This is a genomic window from Pseudoxanthomonas mexicana (genome assembly GCF_014397415.1).
In the GTDB taxonomy this organism is placed as follows: domain Bacteria; phylum Pseudomonadota; class Gammaproteobacteria; order Xanthomonadales; family Xanthomonadaceae; genus Pseudoxanthomonas_A; species Pseudoxanthomonas_A mexicana.
Window position 1 is genome coordinate 2,829,847 of sequence record NZ_CP060731.1, and the last position, 23,681, is coordinate 2,853,527.

Below are 23,681 nucleotides of genomic sequence, written 5' to 3' on the forward strand. Positions count from 1 at the left end.
GGGCGAGAGGGTCGTGATCGGCGAGCACGCGGGGTCAGCAGGGATGACCCACCACCGATGCGATCGGTAGCGAAGCGGTGGGCCATCCGCTGCTGATAGAGGCAGTGCGACCAGACTAACAGTCCAGCGCGTCGGGCCACGTTCTCCTAGTCACTGTGAGGCCACCTGACCCCGGCACCAGGAGAGCGGAGCAGGGCGCACTGATACAGGACGGCGTTAGGCCGCAGGTTGGCTTGCCGGCGAGTGACCGTATCGCAGCGGCGCAGGGCCGGCTTATGTCTTTAACCAGAACCGAACAGCGCTAGGACCGTTTTCGGACACGGTGCGCCAGACCATGGGCATCAGGCTGCAGGCACCGATCCTGCCGCTTGCCCTCGTTGCCCGACTATTCCATCGCAAGACCGCGCGAATGCCACGCTCCTCCGACCTCGATCTCCTCGTGCGATCGCCCCGCACCGTCAGAATCATCATCCTGCTGGGGTGCGTTGTACTGGGCGGCTGCGCCAGCTATCAGTCCGCCCCCTTGCCCCCGACGGCCGAGATTCTGGGTGCGACCCCGGACCTGACGACCCTGACGGCCCAAACCTCACCCGATCACCCCCTGGTGTCCGCCGGTTCAATCGCCCTGGATCAACCGCTGACGGACGGCGATGCAGGGCGGTTGGCCTTGATAGGCAGCCCCGACCTGGCCGCCGCCCGCGCGCAGGTGGGGGTCGGGCAAGCCCAGTTGTTTGCCGCAGGCTTGCTACCCGATCCCCAGCTCTCTCTCTCGCTGGACCATCCTGCCGGGATCGGACTGATCAATGCAGTGGGGCTGGGCGCCAGCTTCGATATCGCCTCTGTGTTCGTCAGGGGCGCCAAGGTCGAAGCGGCGCGCCATGATGCCGAAGGCATTCGCCTGGACGTCGGCTGGACGGAGTGGCTTGCCTTCAACCATGCCCGCTTGCTCGTGCGCCGGATCGGCTACCTGGAGCTCCAGTCCCAGCTTGCGCTGCAAGCCGAAGCAACGGCACAGGAGCTCTACAGCAGCGCGCACGCGGCCATGCAGCAGGGTGATGTTCGGCTCGACGACGTCACCATCTACCAACTGGGCGTGCTCGATGCGCGTGACCGACGTCTGAGCTATGAGAAGCAAGCGCAGGCCAGCCGCGATGAGCTCAATGCGATGCTGGGACTGGCGCCAGGGACGGTGGTTGTCTTGGCGCCACCGGCCCCGCTGAAGCCCGCACCTGACACCGCGGCGCAGACGCTTGCCCTCTCGGCCGCCGAGCGCCGTTTGGACTTGATGGCCTTGCGCGAGCGCTATGCCGGCCAGGAACAAAACCTCAAGCTGGCGACGAGGCAGTCCTTGCCGCTTCCGCAGCTGAGCCTCAATCGTGCCCGGGATACCGGCGGAATCTGGTCCAACGGCGTGGGCATTGGCCTGACGCTGCCGCTATGGAATCGGGGCCGAGGTGAGATCCAGACAGCCACGGCCACCCGCGAACAACTGGCCACCGAATACGCCGCCCGCGTTCACCAAATGCGGGCCGACATCGCAGCGGCCCTGCAGGACCTTGCTGCGCTGGTCGCCCAACGTCAGGCGATCGAAGAGCAGCTGCCGATGTTGGAGACCTCCACCAAGGTCATCGCACAGGCCACGCGCGAAGGCAGCTTGCCTTTGACGACGTATGAAACGGTGCGTGCGTCCATGCTGGATAAGCACCTGACCCTGCTTGCTCTTGAGCAGGCGCAATCGGAAGCCGAAGTGGCCTTGGAGGCCGCGGCAGGCGCGCAGATCTTGAGCCAAGGCCCCTGACCATGAAAAAAACTGCCTACGTGATGGCCATCGCCACCTTGCTTTGTGCGTGCAATCGCACACCATCGGCCGCGTCGGAAGCAACCGGACCCACGGCCACCGTTCAGGTCCAGCGCGCCGCCTCAGGACCGATCGAGCAGGTCTTGCAGGCCTATGGCACGGTCGAGTATCCGCCCCAATCCCAAAGCACTGTTTCTTCCCAGTCAGAGGCCACGATCGAGCAGATCCTCGTGGCCAATGGTCAGTCTGTTCGACGCGGCGAACCGCTGATCCGGATCAAGCCCAGTGCCGCGGCACTGCAAGAGCTCCACAACGCGCGAAACGATGCCACAGCCGCTACGCAGGAATTGGCACGAGTGACCCGCTTGTTCGGCCAACATCTGGCCACCAACGCCGACCTGACTCAGGCGCGGCAAGCCATGGGCAATGCGCGCAGCGCGCTGACCAGCGCCAATACCCGCGTCGGTGCCGGTGGAACCCGCGTGCTGTATGCCGAGAGCGACACCACCGTGGTCAGCATTCCGGTAGCCCGCGGGGACATCGTCGCCGCCGATGCGCCCTTGATTCATTTGGCCCGCAAGGGCGGGGTCATGGTGCGCCTTGGCATCGAGCCTTCCGATGCAAGCGCGGTCAAACCGGGCATGCCGGTCGTGGTTTCTCCGGTCTACGACAGCACCCAGCGCTTGGAGGGCGTGGTCGCCGAGGTGATGGATCAGGTCGATCCACAAACGCGCCTGCTCCAGGCCACGATCACGCTGCCTGCGGCCGATGGTTTGCTTCCTGGCTCCACCGTCCGGGGCGCGATCGGCATCCAGCGACGCAACCAAGCAGTGCGGGTTGCGCGCTCAGCGTTGCTCTATGAGGGCGACCAAGCCTATCTGTTCATCGTTGAGCGCGGCACAGCCCGGCGCGTGCTCGTCACGCCTGGCATCGACGATGGCACCTGGGTCGAAGTGCAGAAAGGACTCAAAGCCGGTGAGGAGGTGGTCGTGGCCGGCAATTACGAGCTCGAGGACGGGATGTCGGTGGCGAGCACACCGCCGCAGGGAGCCCAGACGCCATGATGCCGCAATGGATCCAGCGGCACCGCGGCTCGGTGCTCCTAGCCTTTCTGCTGTTGACTTGCGCGGGCATTATGAGTCTGCGGGCATTGCCGGTCGGACTGTTTCCGTTGATCGACTTTCCCAGGATCGTGGTCAGCGTGGATGCCGGTGATCGCCCGGTCGATCGGATGGTGGTCGAGGTCACCCGCCCGTTGGAGCAGGCCCTGCGCAGCGTGCCTGATGTAAAGACCATACGATCCAACACCAGTCGCGGATCGGCCGAGTTCTCGCTTTCCTTCGGCTGGGGCACCGACATGGTGACCGCCCTGTTGCAGACCCAAGCCGAAGTGAACGCCGCACTGTCATCCTTGCCGGCAGGTACGAGTTTTGGCATCCGGCGCATGGATCCGACCGTGTTCCCGGTGCTGGGGTTGAGCCTGACCTCACCAACCCGTTCGCAGACCTCGCTGCGCGATGTCGCCCAGTACCAGATCGCGCCCGAGCTCACGGCCATCGGTGGCGTGGCCAAAGTCGATCTCATGGGGGGCAGACAGGCGGAGTATCACGTCCTGCTTGATCCGGTGCAGCTGCAGTCCTATGGCCTCACGCCCGCCGATGTCAGCACGGCCCTGAGTGCCAGCAATGTCGTGACCGCCGTAGGCCGCGTCGAAGATCGTTATCGCCTCTACCTGATTCTTTCCGATAGTCGCCTGCAGAACCAGGACGACATCGGCAAGACCATCCTTCGCAGCGGCAAGGACGGCATCGTCGAGCTGGAGGACGTGGGCACGGTCGCGCTTGGTCAAGCCCCTGAGTGGACCCGCGTCAATGCCGATGGCAAGGATGCGGTACTGCTGAACATCATGCAGCAGCGCGGCGCCAATACGGTGGCCATGGTCACCGCCGTGCAAGACAAACTGGCTCTACTGCGAGCGTCATTGCCTCCGGACATCACGATCCGACCCTACTACGATCAGTCCGAGCTGATCGTCTCCTCGGCGGGCAGCGTACGCGATGCCATTGTGATCGGGGCGGTATTGGCCGGACTGGTCCTGCTGGTATTCCTTCGCAACAAGCGCATCACCCTGATCGTGAGCCTGGTATTGCCCATGGTGCTGTTGATATCGGGCGTGGCGCTGCACTTGGCCGGACAGAGCTTGAACATCATGACCTTAGGTGGCATGGCGGCCGCAGTGGGTTTGGTGGTGGACGATGCGGTAGTCATGATCGAGCACATGGCGCGTCGCCTGGTGCAGCACACGCATGAGGGACCGACAGGGCAGTCCCCCCCGGTGCTGAAGTTCGCCATGGAGATGTTTCGACCTTTGACGGGCTCCTCGGCCGCCACCGTGGGGGTGTTTCTTCCGTTGGCATTCCTCAGTGGCGTGGCCGGTGGGTTCTTCCGTCCGCTGGCCATCACCATGGCTTTTACCCTGATGGTCTCCTACTGCGTGGCCCTGTTCGTGGTGCCGATCCTGACCAAGATGCTGGTGCGCCCTGAGGATGCCGAGTCCCTGGAGAAATCCGGACGCTGGCAGCGCAGCATCGAGCGGCAGGCGCAGCGCGGGCTACAGCTGGGATTCAAGCGCCCGGTCTTCCTGTTGGTGCCCATCATGCTGTTGGTCGTCGTGGGGGCCTTCGCCTATCGTCTGGTAGGAAGTGGCTTCATGCCGCGCATGGACGAGGGCGGCTTTATCTTCGATTACCGTGCAGCGCCGGGCACGTCGCTGACCGAGTCAGACCGCTTGATGCAGCAAGTTGAAGCGATCGTGCGTAGTTTGCCCGAGGTCGAGAGCTACTCCCGCCGGACCGGAATGCAACTGGGAGGAAGCCTGAGCGAGTCCAACGAAGGCGACATGTTCATCAAACTCAAACCCATGCCACGGCGAGGGATCGAGGAGGTGATGACGGACCTGAGAGCGCGGGTAGAGGCGAGCGTACCCGGTCTACAGGTGGAAACCGCCCAGTTGATGGAAGATCTGATCGGGGACCTGACCTCGACGCCGCAGCCGATTGAAGTGAAGCTGTTCGGGCCCGACGATACGGTCCTGCGTGCCCAGGCGGGCAGGGTGGCGCAGGCCATCAGCAAGATCCAAGGCGTCGTGGAAGTGTTTGACGGCTCGACCATCGCCGGTGATGCGATCCAAATCAAGGTCGACCGGGTGAGAACTTCGCTGGAGAAGTTGACGCCTGATGAGGTGACCCAGCAGGTCGATGCGCTGCTCAATGGCGTGCCTTCCAGCAGCATACAAACAGGCGAGCAGATGCTGGCGGTGAGGGTCTGGACGCCTGAATCCCTGCGTCAACGTCTGGACCAGATCGCCCGGTTGCCTATTCGAGGACCCGACGGGCAAACCTTGCCCCTTTCACGGGTGGCGGCCGTCACCATCGAGCAAGGGCAGATGCAACAGGCGCGTGAGAACTTGCGGCCGATGGTGGCCGTGACCGGCCGTCTGGAAGGGATCGACCTGGGCTCGGCCATGCAGGCAGTGCAGGCCGAAGTGCAGGCTCTGAACCTGCCTGCGCCCATTGTGGTGGAGTACGGCGGTCTATACGACCAACAGAAGCAAAGCTTTCGCGACCTCTCCCTGGTCTTCGTAGCGGCCTTCCTTATCGTGGCGACGTTGCTGATGTTCCTGTACGAGCGGGCATCGATCGTGCTGTCGATCTTAGCGACGATTCTGCTGACGCTGCCTGCTGTCTTCATCGGGCTATGGGTCACGGGAACCGAGTTGAACCTGTCCTCGATGATCGGGCTGACGATGATCATTGGCATCGTTACTGAGGTGGCTATCTTCTACTTCGCCGAGCTCGAGACTTCTGAACCAATTAACATCGAGGATCTTAAGCAGGCCGCGACCGCACGACTGCGGCCCATCTTGATGACCTCGCTCATTGCGATCCTGGCCCTCATGCCGCTCGCCTTGGGAATAGGATCTGGATCGGAGATGCAGCGCCCGCTGGCCATCACCATCATCGCAGGCTTGCTGGTCGCCGTCCCCATGGTGCTTGTTGCCATGCCTGCAATCTTCTGGCTCATCGACAAGAAAGCGTCAAGTTGGCGTGGCCGCGAGCACGCCAGTGCCTGATACCGTCAACGGGCCAGCGAAGCCACGCCATCAAACGCCAGCCGGGAGGGGGTACCACTTGCGACCACGTCGAGCCGGTACCCTGTCCAGACCGCGGCGGCACCGGCGCATCCGATGGATTGGACCCCACCTCACCAGCCTGACATCTTTCCGACATTCTCGCGCCGGGTGATCATCAATGCGGGCACTCGACTAAGGCGATAAGACGACGCCTGCGGCCTCGGCCTCGTGATAGGGTGAGCCTGCGAAATGCGCAGACACCGTCTACCCAAGGCCCGACCCCATGCGATTACATCTCTATCGGGTCGATGGTGGATACCTCCTCTGCCGAGGCGATGTCCCGCTGCCCGAACCGCATGCTTCCGAGTTGAAGAACCAACGCCCAGATCTACACCTTCTTTCAAGGCAAGCGGCGGGGCGTCACTTCATCGAAGACCACATGCGCAACAACGGAGCCGTACTGATGGATCAAGACGTCGCCGAACTGGTCCTGTCTGGTTGTCCTGAATGGATGGAAAGATCCTTCTAGATCAGCTTTATCCAGCGTTGCGCCGCATGTCATCCGCGTAACAAGACTGTCACGCGATCGGGATTCGCACAGCAGCCGGAAGCGGACTGGACCTCGCGACCGCGTTGGCCGAGCGGCGTAGGCTATTTGACGCCTGGTGGCGGCCCAATTCTTGCAGCCTCGAGGACGCATGCCTAAAACAATTCACAATGACGTTGACCAGCGGATAGCCGAGGCGGTGTGTTTCGAGCGCATCCGGCCGGCGTTCCAGCCCATTGTGACTCTGACTGAAACTCGCATAGTCGGTTTTGAAGTGTTAGCTCGCTGGCACGACGTGACTTTAGGTGAAGTGTCGCCGGATGTGTTCGTGCCGGCTGCGCAATCTCGTTCGCTGCTGGGGTTGATGACATTCAATCTTATGCGCAGCGCGTGTCAGGCCGCCGTTTCATGGCCAGGAACCTTCTACCTGGCGTTCAATGTCCCGCCCACACTTCTACAGGACCGCTCCTCCGTTGATCTGCTGACCGACGCCATCCAGATCAGTGGATTTCCTTCGCACCGAGTGCGCGTCGAGATGACCGAAGCGGAAGTCATTGAGGATGAGACTGCCGCCGGGGCCGCGATCGCGTTCCTGAGGTCATTGGGCATACGCGTCGTTCTGGACGATTTTGGCACGGGCTTCTCGAGCATGACCCGGCTGCACCGGTTCGACTTCGATGAGATCAAGATCGACGGCAGCTTTGTGCGTGCCATCGAGAGTGATCCTGGAAGCCGCAGGATCGTCTCAGCGATCGTGGGACTGGGACACAGTCTGGATATCCCCGTGGTCGCCGAGTCGATTCAGGACCAGCATCAGCTGGACTATCTTCGCCAACTCGGGTGCGACTACGGGCAGGGATGGCTGTTCGGAACGGCCATTCCTGGTGAGCAGGTGCCTGCGCTGTTGGCCACACCCGTCCAGGTGAGCGCCACGGGCGGGCATCTGCAGCTTTCCCCTTACCGCCGTCAACATCAGCTGCAGGCCCTCTATACCGATGCACCCGTGGGATTGTGCTTCGTGGACCCCGAGAAGCGATACTTAAGCGCCAATGCGCGATTCTGCGACATGATCGGATACCCCCCCGAAGCTGTCGTCGGCAGAAGTATCCACGAAGTCTACGAACCCGCGTTTGCTGTACTGGTGGAGCAAACGCTGGATGCACTGATGGCCGGACCTGCAAGCGTGCCGCTGGAGTACCAGATGCCGGGCAGGCCTGGAACGTTCCTGGCCTATTCACAGCGCGTGCTGGACGACACAGGCGTGTTGCTGGGCATGTCGATCGTCTCCATCGATATCACCGCACGCAAGCGCGCCGAGGAAGCACTGCTTGAAAGCGAAGCGCGCTACCGCCACTGCGTAGAACTGAGCCCCACGGTGATGTGGGTCGCCGAAGCCGACGGCGCGCTGTCTTACATCAGCCCGCTGGCCGACGAGCCCGAGGGCCAGTCCATGGAGCAGCGCCTTCAGACCTGGTACGAACGGATGGATCCCGAAGATCGGGAGCGGGTCCGTGATGAGTGGTTGGCCGGCTTGCCTCGCGGGGAAGCCTTTGAGACCCGCTTTCGCGTCCAGTGGCGACCGGGGCAGTGGGGCTGGGTCCTGAGCCGGGGTCGTCCTTACATCGAACAGGGACGACCCACGCGCTGGTTTGGTGTCTTCAGCGACATCACCAATACTCAGACGCTAGAAGCACGCGTTCTTGAGCTAGAAGCTGCGCTAGCTGCCGCAAGCAAGGCGGAGTAGAAGCCTGCTATAGGGGCTGCGGGCTTACGGTTAGATCAGCGCGACGAGCTTCAGGATCGAAATGCGAATCTCATCAAGCGTTCTCGCATCGTCCCCCAACTGCTCAAAGAGTTCCCTGATTTCAGGCGACACCTTCATCTTGCCATCATCGATGCGCTTGATGACCTCGTTCCAGAGCTCTTTTGCCATTGCGCCAGTTCGACCGACGGGAATAGGGAACACGCCATTCTTCAGCGCAAGGTTGAACTCTTCACGCATTCCGCTCGATGGCACCACCTCACCGTCAATGAGTTTGTCCCCAAAGACGAAGATAGCCGTTCCGGCGCGCTTCAACATATCCGCCCGATATGCACTCCAAAGCTCATCCAGGGCCATCTCACCAGGACCCGCTTGCGGGAATGGGCGCACTACAAGGCGATCGTCATTCAGCGCGTGACCTGCCTTGACTGTTGCCTCAATGACGCCAGCAACGACTGCACTGCCGACGCCAAGACCGAATCCTGAGAGTATTCGTTTGTCACGACGACTCAAGTCTTTGGCCAGCTCGAACACGAAAAGCTCGCCTTCTTGAGCCGTGAAGGGACCGTAGTCATAAGCGGCGCCCGAGATGAAGACTGACTGCCTTCTGTATCTTGATTCAAGTGCACGCAGGATATCGGTAATCTCCTCGTACTCATTGACGTGAGTGACGATCAAGCCGTACCGAACCAGCTCCCTCTCGAAGAACTCTTGCTTTCGCTTTCGATACTCAAAGCGCTCTTGGGACTCGCCATTTCCCCTATGCACTCTACGTAGAATGCATTCGCTTTGCTTTCTGTTCTTCTCGTACAGAACGCGAACACGACTGAGAATGTAATCGAGATTGGGGTCTGTGAAAGAGAAGCCAATGAAGAGCAGGGTCTTTGATATTAGATCGCCCTTCAATGCATCAATGAACGGCGCCATCTCAAGGTGGTAACGCTCGCAGTCATCACGCGTCAGAACAGCATCATTGGGATGCTCCACATCACCATGCATCTTGAAAACGACCGCGTCGCGCCTGTACTTGGTAATGGGCAGATGATCTAGGCAATACTTCACGTCGACGACCTTATGAGCGTCCTTTAACGACTTCTCAATCAATCGATCGTAGTTTGTGGTCCAGTAGGTGGCGATCGGCAGTCGGGCCAGAATCCTGTGATTCTCGGTGGGCTCGGCATCCTTAGAGAATGCCTCGACCAACTGGTGATTCAACCTATTTCGGTTTTCGCCATGCTTGGTGAAGTGGTACTGGGCTAGGGCGACAAGATCTGTCTCCTCATCGACATCCAGATCCAAGTCCACAGCAATCGGACGAAGTAGCTCCTTCCAGTTGACGTAACCAGCCCCTTGCGAGAAGCCAGCACCCGCGAAGATACCCAACGATCCGGACAAGAGCTCTTTGTAGAGCCTGTCGACCAGCTTTATGTGCGCCTGCTCCATCTATTCCTTCTCGAAGTCCACGCCATACGAATCTTGTTCAGTACTCAGCGCCGCATGCTCACGCGCGCCGGCGCCAGTACAGCTTGTCCAGCAACGCCAACCCCTTGGCGCCGGTAGCTTTGAGCTCATCAAGATCCACAGGCGCTAATGACGCAAGATGATCCATGGGAGGCTTATGGAGGATGGTCATGGAAGCCTCCACCGTGACCTCTCTCAATGTCCTCAGAGGCCTTGTCTGACTGAGTTTCCTGCCTTTGAAGCCCACTTCACGAGCAATCTTTGTCGTCACGAGCTCATGATAAATCCATGGCGATGCGGTGACGGCATCACCAGGAGCGGAAGAGCTGCTAGCGCGGATCGAGTTAGGCGTGTTGAGAAAGATCACTGCATCCGTCCGATCGATCATCTCCGTCAGAGCGGAGGCCAGCATCATATGGACGTGGCTAGTCGAATAGTTCCGCTTCTGATAGTCAAAGTTCTCGCCCTGGGCGCTCTTGCAGAACTTCTCATCAATCCCTCTAAGAAGCTTGCTTGAGTCACCCCACACAAGGGAGTCAACGAAGGGGGCAAGCTCCATGCTGTGCAAGTAGCCCGCCAGGCCTAACGCGAGCTCCCGGTCTTGGTGGGAATGGGATATGAATACATGCGTGTCGGCACTCGAAAACCAATGTTTCTTGAGAGCGTCCCCAGAAATGTCCCCGCCTTGAACGAAGGCTTCTAAGCCGCGTGCGCTTCTCGGCCAAGTATCGGCAAAGTATTTCTGGCCACGATCAACCCAGTCAGAGTACCGTCTTGGGTCGTCACACCGCATATTGAATGCACGAATCACGCACACGTCCTTGTCAACTGAAAGAACATCATCGCCGTCAACTCGACTTCTGAATAGCCACTGCTGCCGTTGCGATACTCAGCGCCGCAATGGCGCCTGGAACAGACGGTCAAATAGCTCGGCAAAATCCACGGTACCACTGACAAGATCAGTATCCTTACTCTGACTGCCAAGTTGCTGCGCAGCACCTCCGGGCGAGGTGAGAATGATGCGACGGGCCTCGGGCCGATGGGCGCATACCAAATCGTATTCTGCAAACACACCCTCCATTCCGCCAATGAAAACGGCCGCATCGATGGGTCCATCGGTCAGCATTCGTTGCCGCATCAGAGCCAAGCTTGCAGGCATGTCGTTATCGACGGCGGCAACGTGCACCACGTTGTCGAATCGCGCATTCTCCTCTGGAAAATCATCCTGAAAGAGAAGACTCTGATACAGGCGCACGCGCTCTGCGTAGTGAACGCCAAGGTCCTCGCATACAGCCCAGATCATGGGAGTGATGGACGGATGCCCGCCCCACACCAAACTGCAGTGGCGGACAATGGTGGTAACTAGTTCGCGAACGGCAACTTGAATCAGGAAAGGGTCCGCGTTCTCATAGAAGTTCCCCCGGCCAACTTTGGGGACACTGGCTGACAGGAATATCCGCATGCTCAGTCCCTCCAGTCCGCGAACTGCCAGGCTGCATTGCTGGCCTTGACCCACTTGACGCTTGGAATGTTGTCCCCTAGCCAATCCAGATGTGCCACCCAACTCGGCAACATGCCAATCTCATCATAGGCCACCGCCGCTGCACCATCGCCAGGCTGGTTCGCCGCCAATTGCAGGGCGTCAGAGGTGGGCACACCGACATTGGGAAGCAGGCGGATCTTGCGGCCGTCAGCCAACTGCAGGTGCACGCTGCTTTGCACGCCCTGTCCCAACATCTGACCACCGACTTGCTGCACCGCCGAACGCAAGCGACTGATCAAATTCAGATTGCGAATAGCGTGGCTTCGAGCGCGCAAGGTCTCTAACTGCTGAGCAATGCGCTCGATCGCCGCATCGGCCAGTCGACCCGTGACCGGATCTACCTCTGATTGAACGAGTTCGGCCCGAGCGGCGGTCTGCGTGCGGACATCGGGCGTGTCGTCGGGCCAAGTGACACGCAACACCGGGATGTGTTTGGCCAGTGCACGACCAAACTCGGCCGATGTCCACCGACTCTCGAAATAGCCTGGCGTGTGCAGCATCAGCAAGACATCGCAGTCACAAAGTTTGTGCCACAGCTGGGCCTGAAATTCTTCGGCCGGCGGGACACCGCGAGTGTCAAGGAACACTTCAAACTGGCGATTGGCCAACGCATCAGCCAGCTGCACTGCTGCCTCACGCGCCTCGGTACGCTTGTAGCTGAGGAAGATGCGGCGCTGACGGGGCAGAAGCCCCAATGTTTCCAGGAGCACGCCCGCGCCGCGATCCAACCCCTGCTCGACAAGCCCCAAGCAGTTCAGATGTTGCAGCGGTGCGGGAATCAGCGCATGGACCTGGGTGAGGTCCGGCACCACCGGCAGGATCGGGACCTTCGCTTCGAGCAACGCCTCTGGCGCCGGGGCGTAAGTCTGCCCGAGATAGAGAATGGTGCTTGCAACGGTCTGCGCCAGCGCCAGGTTCGGCGGATTCACGGTCCAGGCAAAGTCCCGGCCGATCTGAAGCTCAAAAGGGGCGATCAATTCCTCCACCTTCTCGCGCCACGGCTGGAGTAGCAGAGGGTCCCCATACGCCACGACTTCATACAGAACGCTCATTGCTCAAATCCTTTGTGCAGTTCGTCAGGGCACACCGCGACCGTCGCAAGCAGGCGTGAGATCGGTACTGGCGCACCCCCATAATGTGATGTATACATGGTATTCACAAGTATTAACCTGCGATCAGTCATGGATAGACGCTGGCAAGAACGGATACCCGCCCTCCCGCCCATGGGACGACACGCCCGCGCTAGCTGTCAGCGCAGGGGGGCAGGGACATGATCCGGACCGACCAACTCAGCACGGCTGCGCGCTTCAGCCCAACGCCGCCATATACCTCCTTGTACTCGGCCAAGATGGCGCGGCGGCGCACCGCATTCTTGTGCCATAGCCACAAGGACGAGTTACTGGCGAAGGGGTTGGCGCACTTGCTCTGGCAATGGGGCTGGCATGTGTACATCGACTGGCAGGACGCCTCGATGCCGCCCACGCCAGACCGGACCACCGCCCGCAAGATCCAGGACAAGATCCTGGAGACTGATTTTTTCCTGTTCCTAGCCACGAGCAACTCGATGGCCTCGCGTTGGTGCCCCTGGGAACTGGGGTTTGCCGACGGCAAGAAGAGCTTGGACTCAATCTTGGTGGTGCCGACGCGCGATGGCACATCGATCCACGGCAATGAGTACTTGGCGCTTTATCGGCACATCGATCACAACGCCCTGGATCATCCCGTGGTCCGCGCAGCAGGCGGCTCACGCTTGTCTGAGATCGGACTGAGCTCTCTCTAGAATCCAAGGAAGCGATCATGGGACGAAAGATCTTTATCTCGTACAAGTATCACGATCCGTTCGTGCAGCAGCTGGCGAGCGCAGGCGCACAGATCACCACCGCGAGGCATTACGTCGACGAGTTGCAAGAACTCCTGGACGACGAGGACCATGTCAACAAGGGCGAGAAAGATGGCGAGAGCCTGAAAGGCCTTTCCGAAGAGTCTATTGAAGACAAGCTTCGAGACAAGATCTTCGACAGCACGGTGACCATTGTGCTGCTGTCGCCAGGCATGCACGACGGCACGCTCGAAGCAGAGCAGTGGATCCCGTGGGAAGTCTCCTACTCGCTCAAACGCAAGACCCGCGACGGCGTTACACGCAATCCCAATGCGTTGCTGGGCGTCGTGCTGCCGAACAATCAGGGCAGCTATGACTATCACCTCAAAGAACCTGGCTGCGTGACCTGCAAGTGTCAAACCATCAATCGAGACAACATGTTCTCGATTCTCAAGAACAACCTGTTCAACGCCAAGGAACTCAAGCCGGCCGCGCCGTGCTCAAACCATACAGGGCTGGCACCGGTGTATGCCGCGGGCCATTCCTACATGGTGCTGGCCACGTGGGCCAACTTCACCCGCGACGTCAACGCCTACATCGCACGCGCAATAGAGCGCAACGAGAGCTGGGACGACTACGACGTTTGCATCCAACCGTAAGACTGACGGCACAGACCCTCTTCATTTCCGTGTCTGCCCAGGCGGGGAATTATCATGCTTCGCATCGGACCTGTTCTCTCCTTCAGAGGCATCGTGGCGCAGCAGTGGGGCGTCACCGCGATGATTGGCATCGCACGCAACCAGGCGCCGCCGTCCCTGGAGCTTGAGGGGCAGCCTTGTGCGGCGCCGGTACTGCTGTACCAGGATGCGAACGATGCATACTGGCGGTACGACCTCAGCTGCGACTTGCAGGCCAGCGAGCGCAAACTGACCTACGCGATCGTTGGCGCAGACATGCGCTGGTCGTTCACCGTGCCCGCTCGCGGCCAGGCGCCTCGCGTGGCCTATGTCTCATGCAATGGGTTCTCCGATCCCAATGGCATGCGCAAGCTCGTCAGGCCGCAGAACGCGGTATGGACCGATCTGCTCTGCAATCACCAAGCCGCGCTTCGGCCGGATGGTTACGTACTGGATCGGGAGCAACTCTGGCATGAAGCCAAGGTGCACGACAAAGGCCTTCAGCGCTTCCACGTGCTGACCATGGGCGGTGACCAGATCTATTTCGACTCCATCTGGGAAGATCTTCCGCCCTTGAAACGATGGGTCGGTCTTTCGCGCAAGAAGCAATTGGACTTCAAGGTCAGTCCTTCGCTGCGGCAAAGCATTGAGTCGTACTACATGGAGCTTTACCGCCAACGTTGGCTCCCTCGCACACGGCCAGCGTGGGACAAGGAGCGACGCCAGGTGAGGGACCGGGACAAGCAGACGGACCTCTACGATGCGGCCGATGCGATGGCAAGAATCCCCACGGTGATGATGTGGGACGATCACGACATCTTTGATGGTTGGGGCTCCTACACCCCGGAGATGCAGCACTGCGAGTTGTTCCAGACGCTGTTCCAATGCGCACGACGGGCCTTCTGGGTCTTTCAGATGCAACATGCGGTGGAGCACTTGCCGACCCTGACTCCAACGCCTAGACCAAACGTTTCCCAACAAGATCCCCAGTTCGCGCCCATTCTCTGGGCATCCCACCGCGATCAAGACGCGCTCGCACTGCCCATTCTCGAGCGCCAGCCAGGGTTCACTCAGTGCTATTTGCTCGGCACGCTGGCCTTGGTTGTGGCGGACCTGCGTACCGAGCGCTCCCGCACGCAGATCCTTGGCAATGCAACCTGGACTTCCCTGCAGCACTGGCTCGAAGCCCTGCCTTCCGAGCGGGACGGCGCGGCGGGCTGCGCGCACGTGGTGGTACTTTCGTCCGTACCCGTGGCGCACCCAAAGCTCTCCCTAGCGGAGGTCTTGCTCGACTCTCTGGGCCACGATCATGTGCTTGATAGCAACGCCGACGATCTTCGTGACCACTGGTCTCATGATGATCACGAAGGTGAGCGCAAGCGCCTGATTGAAACGCTTTCACGGCTTGCAGAGAAGAAACGGCTACGCACCTGTATCGTTTCGGGTGATGTCCATGTAGCCGCTCGCGGCGGCATCTATCGGCAGGACACGCCACCTGCAGCCAACTGGGCGCAGATCCACCAATTCACCTCTTCGGCGGTCGTGCACCCCTCATTGGTCGGAATTATGGAGCGCTTGTTCCTGCAACTGCTCAATAGCACGGCGGCCAAGGCGCAGTCCATCGATGTCCAGCACACCATCGAGATGATGCTGTTCCCGGGCCATCACCGCTACGTCATGGCGGCACGGAACTGGCTTGCACTGGAAGTGGATGTCGACACTCAACAGCAACAACGCAGTCAGCTATGGGCAACATGGCGCTGCGAGAACGAGAAGGGGTTCTCCAATCATCTGCAAGCGGTGCCCGCCGCTGTGCTCGACTGAACTACATGCGAACTGACTGAAGCACATCAACCGCCGAGGACGATATGGCCAAGCGACAGATCTTCTACAGCTTCCACTTCAACAACGACGTGATGCGCGTGCAGCAAGTGCGCAACATGGGACTGGTCGATGGCAATACGCCGGTGTCCGTCAACGATTGGGAAACGATCAAGAAGAGTAGTGCGTCCGTGGAGAGATGGATCGATAACAACATGAAGGGCACCTCGTGCGTCATCGTGCTTATCGGCACCGATACCTCCAAGCGGCCATGGGTCAACCATGAGATCAAGAAGGCCTGGGAGGATGGCAAAGGCCTGCTCGGCATCCATATCCACAACTTGAACTGCCCTAACAACGGCACCTGCCATAAGGGCGCCAACCCGTTTGCTGGACTGAGGTTCCAGCAACGAGGCAAAGTCTTGACCCCTGCGGTCTATGATCCCAAAGCCAGCGACGCGTATAACGATATCAAGGCCAACTTGCCTGGCTGGGTAGAAGCGGCCATTGCCCAGCGAGCGCTTTGAACGCGCCCTGGAAGGGTGGTTGATGCTCGCACCGTAGCGAACGGTCGATATCGCCTCTCGCAGGATCGCACTGCAGTCCAACGCGTCGGATGGACCGGGATCAAGTAAACGCAGATACCAGTGCAGTTGCTCATGCGCCGATGAGCGGTGGCCGCTCTCGGAAAGCGCCCCTCGTTCAGCTTGACGAATGCTCGACACCATCCAGCAAACCCACACCGTTCAAGGAGCGCAGGACGCCATGAATGCCCGGGACAACGAGGAACAGGTCGATCCACCTACCAGGCGTCTTCGCTACGCGGACCGCGATAAAACCGTCTTTGAAGAGTTCGCCGAACACCTGGATGCCGAGATCCTGGTGAAGGACGAGGATCAGACTGGGCAGCCGCCTGCCAATGCCAGAGGAATCAAAGACCAGTCCGACGCTTACGTGCGTGAAGTAGTGCTTATTAGGCACATGAGCCACGCCGAGCTTGTCGCGCGTATCCAAGCCTTGCGTCAGAACCTACGCGAGATGATGAGTCCGCCCGACTATGACGATCTCATGCGTCAGTTGGCCGCGGTCAGTTCTGCCCAGGCAGCCCAGGTTGCCAATGCACCGCAGCCGCCACTGGACGGCCAGCCCGTTTCGCCTCTGGATCCATTGCAGTACTTGCGCGAGGAGGCTAAAGCCCTGCTGGATCGTGCCTATCGCCGCTACGTTCTTCTGCCCAAAGTGGAGCAGCAGCGCTCGGCGATCAGCGGCCGCATGCTGCGCTGGGTCGGTGGGGCGGCCTTTGGCCTGTGGGCGCTGTTGTTCCTATATCGCTATACCGGGATGGCCTGGCTGGGAACGGTATCCATCGCTTATCTGACCGCCGCGATCGCCGGTTCGGTCGGCGCCACCGTCAGCACCCTGATGCGCCTGCAGAAGTTGGACACGCGGCGAGAACCCCTCATGCTGTGGATGAGCCTGCAAGAAGGCGCCATCTCCCTTTGGCTATCGCCCATTCTCGGGGCTCTGTTCGGTCTGCTCTTCCTGCTGTTGATGCGCTCAGGCTTGGTGAGCGGCACCTTGTTTCCCGACTTCGAGTTGGAGCATTGGCAGCGCGGCGGACTGCATCTTGATCTGAACCAGTGTCCGGGAAACGAAGCGTGTGGCGGCCTCTACCGGGACTACACCTGGCTGATCATGTGGACTTTCGCCGCTGGCTGGGCTGAGCGGCTAGTCCCAGATGTACTCAACCGATTGACCAGCCAGACGCTGACCTATGTCAGGGACGGCGGAGCAAAATAGCTCCGGCGACCCACGCCGTGCCGCACGGCTAGAAATCCGGCCAGAACCGCTGACTAGCCGTCGCGTTGGCCGCGGTGGGTGGACGCATCACCTTGAGGCTGGAGGGTCCACAACTGACGCCAGAGCAGGAAATCCGCTGGCATGTGCAGTTCCACGGCTCGGCCCGCTATGGGTACGAACCGGGCGACGTGGGCGGAGTCGAAGGTCGCAAGCGGCAACGGATAGTCCGCGTAAGGATTGTGGGCGACATACAAGCCATCGAGCAGGTGCTCGCGGTAGGCACCCTGTTGGCTTACCCGGTAGCGGGGCACGATGCTGGTGGGATTGGGATGTAACGTCTGGTATGCCGTGTGCCGCTCAGGCGCATCGGCCAACGCACGCACCTTGCCCCACGTTGCCAGCGCGCTGTACACCACTGCCGAGACTTGCCGATAGGCCGTCGAGGTGAATAGCCCGACCGGGACGCTGGCGCCAGCATGCTTGCTGACCGAACTGATGTCATAGCGCAGAATTTCTGCGGACCGCTCTCGAAGCGTGGCTTCTTCATCGTCGTAAACACCGTAGAGAGCCGCGTTCAATGCACGGTGGGAGGCCAGGTGCGCAGAAGGACGATCGAACGGCGCCAGCGCGATGACAAACGGCTTGTCCTTCACATGCGGTAAGCCGGCGTAGTAACTCAAGAAGCGGGTCGACTTGGCAGATAGGCTGTTGCAAAGACGCAGAATCGCTTGGCGGTTGAACTCATTCAGATCGGTTGGCACGACGGGCGGACCGGGCCCGAAAGCGGGCGGCTGGCCTTGGGCTGGACCAGCGATCGTGGCCTCCACGACGAAGGAAGTCGGGGTACTGACCACGAAGTCCGGCGAGGCATGAGAAAAGTCGATTTGTGCTCCAGAAGCCCGCAAGGCGGCGTGCACATACAACTCCCAGAAGCTGGACTCGAAGGTGGTCTGGAATTCCTTTGTGAACTTGCCGCAACGATCCACAAAGCCCGAAGCCCATGCATCGATGACCGCCCGCTCCGGTGCATTGCTGGGCTGAAGCAGCATCCGGAAGATTGGGTGCTGACGCTCATCGGGGACCACAGGAACAAACAGATCAAGCATGGGCGAGCGTCCTGCAGGGCGGCATATGAGTGGCAGCATCAGGCACAGGCCACTTGCCGCTTTGGACCAAGGTCCTATTTTCGGTCATGGCCGCATGAGCCGGCAAGACGACCGCCAGATGGCACTGTTGCGCAAACCCCGTACAGACGGCGTACGTCAGCCCTCATGTCTGCGCGAAATGAGCCGATAGTTTTCCTGAGTGCGCGACAAACGCGCCGCAGACGTATCGCGCCACGACACCCTGGCCATCGGGCAGCCGGGCGGTCGTAACGACACGGTGGCTTCCGATTCATCAATGCCCAGCACAGGAGTCTTATGCAGCACGGACCTAGCCATCACGCCAACTCCGGCCATACACCAGCGGCCACATGGCTCGAGCGGAGCGCGGCATGATTCCAGACGGCAAGCGCTGGGCCAAATGGAGCATGCCCTCCAAGGCCACGTACGTCAGCCTCTGGGTGGGCTTGGCCGGCCTGGTGATCGGCGTACTCGGGGGTGGACTAAGCGTGTACTTCTACCTCAATCCACCCGCCAGTGCGCCCACGCCGTCGGACGAGTACGTGCGCCGTACCAACCCGGTGCATCTGCGCATCGAGCGGGTGGAGCTCATGCGCTGGCTGGGCGATCAAGAAGACAGCATCAACGTGACACTGGTCAACGACGCCCCCGTTCCCGTGGACAACATCGAGATCGATCTCGGGGATGGGACCACCTTTTTTCCTCGTTTTGAGTCGCAGGAGTTCAAGGCGACACAAGGGCGCTTGTCCCTTCCCGCGCGATCTCAGATGAAGGTCCCTGTGGCCGGCATCGACACCCTGGGTGCGCTGCTATCAAAGTCCATCTGCGCAGTGGCGACGGAGGATCCAGGATTCCAACGGCCTGCCAGCTGCAAGAAATCCGCGGCAATGGACTGGATGCTGATGACCGTGACGGTGCGCTACGCGACGATCTTTGGCGAACGCAAGACCGATCACACGCGCATCCATGTGTACGCTATTCCACAAGAGCAGAGCTAACTGCGATCTGACGTGGTCATGGGATCGGATCGCGCGTCGTCCAGCAGGCGTGCAGCAGGATTCTGTTTAGCGCTACCGGCATGGAAATAGCCCGTGACGCTGGCCAAAGCCCGGTGCTCGGTCATCGCCATCAGAGCGGGTAGGGCAATCCCTTGTCGGGCGCCCTCGGTGACAAAGCCCAAGCGCAGGGATCCTGGTCCGAGCGGGATTGATCCGTGGCGCAATGCGTGCCTTGGGGCCTAAAACGAGTGGACTCGTCGTCGGAGTCGGGTGCAGCTATGTGCCCGGCCCCTGGGCGATCGCTTGTGCCGCGGGCGGGAGCTATGACCTTGCTCGGACCTTCGGCGCATCACCCAAGGAAGCTCGAAAAGCAGCTGTCGCCGGCGCATTCACGGCTGCGATAAGCTATGGCATAGACGTCAAGTATGGTGGAGAGCTTTCCTATGAGAAGGTTCTAGTTAGCGCTTTCGCAGGTGGTATCACAGCAGAAGTTCAGGGCGGAAACTTCGGGGACGGCTTCGTGGCGGCCGGCGTCATGGCGGTTGTCATGCCGCAACTCGGCTACATCGACAACGATTTCGTTAGAACGGTGGTCGGAGCCATCGTTGGCGGAACCGTCTCTGATGCTACCGGCGGAAACTTTGCAAATGGCGCCATCAGCGGAGCCATCCAAGGTGCCTTGACACAAAGAAATGAAGTCCTTTTTCAAACGAATGACGGTCTTCTCCCGATGCCCGAAGCAGGTGAAACTCCCGCATCCAGAAGAGCAATCTTTGATCAGATCGTTGAGAACAGGGAACTTTACGGAATAAACATACCTGCGGGCGTCACCATTAGTTTTGAGGACTACTACCTATCCGTGACTTCGAGCGGCAAGCGCCTGCCATGCTATTCGTCTTGCGACGATCAGTTCTACGAACACGGAGTTGTCCTTGGTCAGTACAACAGGAGGACCAAAGAGATAACTGTCTTTAGGGCAGGAGTTCAGCCCTTCATCACTACCGGAGTCATGCGGAGTGCTGATGGAATGAGCGCGGTCATCGGCATCACGTCCCGCGTATCCGCGTTCGAAGCAATGGTTAGAACTCTGGGACATGAAGCCGCCCATGCACGCGGCATCGATATCGGAATAGGCGGCCATCTGTATCATCCAAACGCCGAAGCCGCGGGACTTGAGGCTGCACGGCGTTGGAGAGAGCTTTTCAGCAGCGTACGATCGAGGGTTCTATGAGAAACATAATGCTTACAAGCGTGCTTCTCGGATTGGGATCGAGCCATCTCGCAGTAGCCCCGGCCTTCTCTGCGGACGCAATTAGGCCACCAGCAGCACTTTCTTCCGTTCACACCGCGCGTGCGTCTGAAGACGTTGTGATAGCGAGGGTTGTCTCCGGGCGTACAGGGAAAGATGGCTCGCTCTACTTTGGAATTCTAGCCGAGCAAACCGTCCGCGGAGAGCTTAAGAGAAGCTGTGCACGAACATCGCAGTCAATGAAGGTAGGCGCAAAGTACGTTTTCTTTCCCACTACTAACAGTGAAGATGAATGTGTCGATGCCGGAAAAGCGATTCTTCGCGCGATCGAAATTGTTACCTTTGAGGGCGAGGAGTACGTCGCTTTCATTGACCCCAAATATCTCTATCCCGGGCCCGCAAGCTCAGTAACGACAGTATCAGGAGAGCTTGTTGACGGAACGGGGACGGTAGTCAACTGGTCTGGCATGCCACTGATCCACTTCCTTAAACTGATCGATAACAACCCTTCGCCCTTGAAGAACCCAAGACCAGAATGACCAACCCCAGTGAGCTACCTGGGCCGACCTGTACGAGATGTGCGCTTGAACCAGGCGTTAAGGCGGAGTACGGCGATCACTTAATCAGTGCCCCGTGCCACTGTTTCATCACTGCAATCGCACCCTCTAAGTCCAGTTCGGCAGCCGCATAGCCACGGATAAGTAGCTCAGGCTGCAGGAATTGGTCGAACTTGTTCCGCTCCAAACCTTCCTTCCGCGCCGCCAAGATCGTCGCATCTGCTGGTATCCGCTGTAGGGCCACCTCGATCAGCTGGGACACATCTTGTTCGGCCACCCCAATCACCTCTACGAACGGCCCCACGTTGACGACCTCCACCTCAACCTCCAGCCACTGCAACCACAATGCGATGGTCAGGCCAACCCGGTGGCCCGCCCAATGCGCGAGATGGACGGCATCCCCAGAGGCGATCAGAGGACTCTGGTCAAACGCGAACAAGCTGTAGGCCTCGCGAGCGTCCATCAATCCCTGCTGAGCCGCTGCGTCCAGATAGACCGGTATGGAGGCCTCTTCAAGGAGCTGCCGCATGCGCTGGTGCACGATGCGGTGTACGCCCAGCGGACCGCCGCCAAAGCTGGGAGGTTTGCCCCCCTTGGAGGGCGCCAGCAGGACGACACGAGCCTGGGTGTCGACCTCCAGGATGCGCCAGCGTCGACCGGCAAACAGCATCAAACGCCCCGGCACGAGTGGCTCAATGATCGGCACTGTGCCCAGTCGCTTGCCATTGCACAGCAGCTGGTACTCCTCAGGGGTGAAGAAGGTGGCATAGAAGCTGAAGTGCTCAATGAGCCGCTCACCTACCGCACCCGGGAGCAGGCTGCCATCACTGACCTGCTCGATGAGCTGCGCGCTCCCTAAAGATCTCAGCACCTCGGCAAACGTGGCTTGATCGATGCTGGAGAATGCGCCGCGCTGGCACAGTTCCCGGAACAGCTCGGCAGCCGTACAGCCGCCACCGATTTGCGCGATGTATGACAGAATCTGCTGGACCAGGGTCGACAGATGCAGGTCGTCCTGCATCGGAGGCTCGAAGCGCCCAGCCAGCATCAGCTCGATCGCCGCGATAGCTTGCAGCAGGCTCAGGCGCAGCCAGTCCACGGGATGACTGCGTGAGGTCAGTGGCGGTAGGACAACATACTGGCGCAGGATCTGCGGCTGACCCGGGCGGCGTCCGGAGCGTCCAATGCGCTGTTTCAGGGCCGCCACTGAGGGCGCCGGGCCGATCTGGGCCACCGATACGACGTCACCCAGGTCCACGCCCATTTCCAGCGTGGACGTGCACACGGCGCTCGTGGGCAGTTTCCCATCCCGCAGCCGTTCTTCCACGCTCAGGCGCAGCTCGCGCGATAGGGCGCCGTGATGGGGGAAAAACTCATTTGGCAGCGCACGACCTTCAGCGCGCTCGCGCAGCTGGTCGGCCACGATCTCCACCTGCGCACGCGCATTAGCGAACACCAGATGACTCTGACCCCGCAGGCGTTCGAACAGGTGGTCCGCAATCTCATCCAGCGCGGTCGTGTAGCGATCGGCTGGTGCTTGCTCGTTGTCCTCCAGTTCCTCAAAGGTCTCAGGTGGGGCCGGCAGCGGCACCCGCTCATCCATGGGCTGGCGTGCGATCTGGGCTAGTAGCTTCTCTACCGCATCTCCAGCGGCCTCCATGGTGGGCATTGGGCCATCGTCATGCGCTCGTCGCTGCTGGATGGCGCGCACCTGCAAGCGCAGCTCGCCGCCGTCGGAGGCCGTAGCCAGCACCTGGCATGGAAATCCTCCCCGTGAGCGCAAGAAGTGGCCGGCGTGTGCCGGCTCTCCCAAGGTGGCCGACAAGGCAATACGGGGCAGGGGATGGGGCACTAGGCGTTCCACGCGCTGGAGCAGCGAGCGCAGTTGGGCCCCGCGTTCGCTGCCGAAGAACGCGTGCAACTCGTCGACAACCAGATAGCGAAGCTCGCCCAGCAAGCCGCCGAATTGCGCGCCACGACGCATCAGCAGAGCCTCCAAGCTTTCCGGGGTGGTGATCAGGATATTGGCCGGTCGCTTCCAGAAGCTCGCGCGTCCAGCTGACACATCGCCATGCCAAGGCTGCACACGCAGATCCACCGCCTCGGCCATCGAGGTGAGGCGACGGGTCTGATCGTTGATCAGGGCGCGCAGCGGCGACACGCACAGACAGCGCAGTCCTGGGCCTTCGAACTGCGCCAGATCACTCATGATCGGCAGAAAAGCGGCTTCGGTCTTGCCCCCGGCGGTTGGCGCCGAGATCACCACATCACTCTGTCTCCCCAGCACGAGCGGAATGGCCTGCGCCTGGATCTGCCGCAAGGACGGCCATCCTTGTTGCCACACCCAGCGTTGGATCCCTGGATGCAGCTGCTCGAACGGGTCGATGGCCATC

The 23,681-nt window shown here is 60.3% G+C and carries 18 protein-coding genes and 1 pseudogene; 12 read left to right on the top strand and 7 right to left on the bottom strand.

The features are described 5' to 3' along the window. Nucleotides 1-334 precede the first annotated feature (334 nt). The 4 genes from IAE60_RS13240 (at nucleotide 335) to IAE60_RS13255 (ending at nucleotide 8,221) form a co-directional block, all read left to right on the top strand. Nucleotides 335-1,798, top strand: a complete 1,464-nt coding sequence (locus tag IAE60_RS13240) for a TolC family protein (RefSeq protein ID WP_187572623.1) — start codon at nucleotides 335-337, stop codon at nucleotides 1,796-1,798. A 2-nt stretch (nucleotides 1,799-1,800) separates the two neighbouring features. Next, on the top strand, nucleotides 1,801-2,862 hold the full coding sequence (locus IAE60_RS13245) for an efflux RND transporter periplasmic adaptor subunit (protein ID WP_187572624.1): 1,062 nt from the start codon (nucleotides 1,801-1,803) through the stop codon (nucleotides 2,860-2,862). After that, entirely contained in the window at nucleotides 2,859-5,930 is a 3,072-nt protein-coding gene (locus IAE60_RS13250; RefSeq protein ID WP_222937132.1) for an efflux RND transporter permease subunit, read from the top strand. Before IAE60_RS13245 ends, IAE60_RS13250 begins: the two co-directional genes overlap by 4 nt. Before the next feature lie 698 nt (nucleotides 5,931-6,628). Further along, on the top strand, nucleotides 6,629-8,221 hold the full coding sequence (locus IAE60_RS13255) for a sensor domain-containing phosphodiesterase (protein ID WP_187572625.1): 1,593 nt from the start codon (nucleotides 6,629-6,631) through the stop codon (nucleotides 8,219-8,221). Nucleotides 8,222-8,251: 30 nt separating this feature from the next. Here IAE60_RS13255 and IAE60_RS13260 read toward each other — a convergent pair whose 3' ends face one another. The 4 genes from IAE60_RS13260 to IAE60_RS13275 all read right to left on the bottom strand — a co-directional run bounded on the left by IAE60_RS13260 (nucleotide 8,252) and on the right by IAE60_RS13275 (nucleotide 12,295). Beyond that, nucleotides 8,252-9,682 (bottom strand): SIR2 family protein, encoded by a 1,431-nt coding sequence (locus IAE60_RS13260; protein ID WP_187572626.1) that lies wholly within the window; start codon nucleotides 9,680-9,682, stop codon nucleotides 8,252-8,254. A 58-nt stretch (nucleotides 9,683-9,740) separates the two neighbouring features. Then, nucleotides 9,741-10,259, bottom strand: a complete 519-nt coding sequence (locus tag IAE60_RS13265; RefSeq protein ID WP_187572627.1) for a hypothetical protein — start codon at nucleotides 10,257-10,259, stop codon at nucleotides 9,741-9,743. A gap of 330 nt (nucleotides 10,260-10,589) precedes the next feature. Further along, nucleotides 10,590-11,162, bottom strand: a complete 573-nt coding sequence (locus IAE60_RS13270; protein WP_187572628.1) for a Thoeris type III anti-phage system protein ThcA — start codon at nucleotides 11,160-11,162, stop codon at nucleotides 10,590-10,592. A 2-nt stretch (nucleotides 11,163-11,164) separates the two neighbouring features. Continuing rightward, on the bottom strand, nucleotides 11,165-12,295 hold the full coding sequence (locus IAE60_RS13275) for a Thoeris type III anti-phage system protein ThcB4 (RefSeq protein WP_187572629.1): 1,131 nt from the start codon (nucleotides 12,293-12,295) through the stop codon (nucleotides 11,165-11,167). A 218-nt stretch (nucleotides 12,296-12,513) separates the two neighbouring features. Between IAE60_RS13275 and IAE60_RS13280 the strand changes: the two genes are divergently transcribed. From IAE60_RS13280 to IAE60_RS13300, 5 genes are all read left to right on the top strand, one after another. Next, the gene (locus IAE60_RS13280) at nucleotides 12,514-13,023 is read left to right on the top strand and encodes a toll/interleukin-1 receptor domain-containing protein (RefSeq protein ID WP_222937134.1); all 510 of its coding nucleotides are present in this window, start codon (nucleotides 12,514-12,516) and stop codon (nucleotides 13,021-13,023) included. A 17-nt stretch (nucleotides 13,024-13,040) separates the two neighbouring features. Continuing rightward, nucleotides 13,041-13,721, top strand: a complete 681-nt coding sequence (locus IAE60_RS13285; protein ID WP_187572630.1) for a TIR domain-containing protein — start codon at nucleotides 13,041-13,043, stop codon at nucleotides 13,719-13,721. Nucleotides 13,722-13,775: 54 nt separating this feature from the next. Then, a complete protein-coding gene (locus IAE60_RS13290) occupies nucleotides 13,776-15,563 on the top strand; it encodes an alkaline phosphatase D family protein (RefSeq protein WP_187572631.1) in 1,788 nt (595 codons plus the stop codon). Between the two features lie 44 nt (nucleotides 15,564-15,607). Further along, nucleotides 15,608-16,087, top strand: coding sequence for a TIR domain-containing protein (locus IAE60_RS13295; RefSeq protein ID WP_187572632.1), 480 nt, complete (start codon nucleotides 15,608-15,610; stop codon nucleotides 16,085-16,087). Between the two features lie 187 nt (nucleotides 16,088-16,274). After that, nucleotides 16,275-17,360 carry a hypothetical protein gene (locus IAE60_RS13300; RefSeq protein WP_187572633.1) on the top strand — a complete coding sequence of 362 codons (1,086 nt, stop codon included), beginning with the start codon at nucleotides 16,275-16,277 and terminating at the stop codon, nucleotides 17,358-17,360. A gap of 53 nt (nucleotides 17,361-17,413) precedes the next feature. On the opposite strand, the gene IAE60_RS13305 is transcribed toward IAE60_RS13300, so the two are convergent. After that, nucleotides 17,414-18,466: a hypothetical protein gene (locus IAE60_RS13305; protein ID WP_222937136.1), complete on the bottom strand. Its 1,053-nt coding sequence runs from the start codon at nucleotides 18,464-18,466 to the stop codon at nucleotides 17,414-17,416. A 389-nt stretch (nucleotides 18,467-18,855) separates the two neighbouring features. Here IAE60_RS13305 and IAE60_RS13310 point away from each other — a divergent pair, with 389 nt between their 5' ends. Next, complete coding sequence (locus IAE60_RS13310; RefSeq protein WP_187572634.1) at nucleotides 18,856-19,482, top strand: hypothetical protein; 627 nt, start codon at nucleotides 18,856-18,858, stop codon at nucleotides 19,480-19,482. Here the strand turns inward: IAE60_RS13310 and IAE60_RS18855 are convergent. Then, a pseudogene (locus IAE60_RS18855) lies at nucleotides 19,479-19,682 on the bottom strand (hypothetical protein); the annotation flags it as partial. The gene IAE60_RS13310 and the pseudogene IAE60_RS18855 overlap by 4 nt on opposite strands. A gap of 80 nt (nucleotides 19,683-19,762) precedes the next feature. Between IAE60_RS18855 and IAE60_RS13315 the strand changes: the two are divergent. Further along, nucleotides 19,763-20,713, top strand: coding sequence for a hypothetical protein (locus IAE60_RS13315; protein WP_187572635.1), 951 nt, complete (start codon nucleotides 19,763-19,765; stop codon nucleotides 20,711-20,713). Then, the gene (locus IAE60_RS13320; protein WP_187572636.1) at nucleotides 20,710-21,270 is read left to right on the top strand and encodes a hypothetical protein; all 561 of its coding nucleotides are present in this window, start codon (nucleotides 20,710-20,712) and stop codon (nucleotides 21,268-21,270) included. The genes IAE60_RS13315 and IAE60_RS13320 overlap by 4 nt, the downstream gene beginning before the upstream one ends. Before the next feature lie 76 nt (nucleotides 21,271-21,346). Here IAE60_RS13320 and IAE60_RS13325 read toward each other — a convergent pair whose 3' ends face one another. Further along, entirely contained in the window at nucleotides 21,347-23,680 is a 2,334-nt protein-coding gene (locus IAE60_RS13325) for a DEAD/DEAH box helicase (protein WP_187572637.1), read from the bottom strand. Nucleotide 23,681 lies beyond the last annotated feature (1 nt).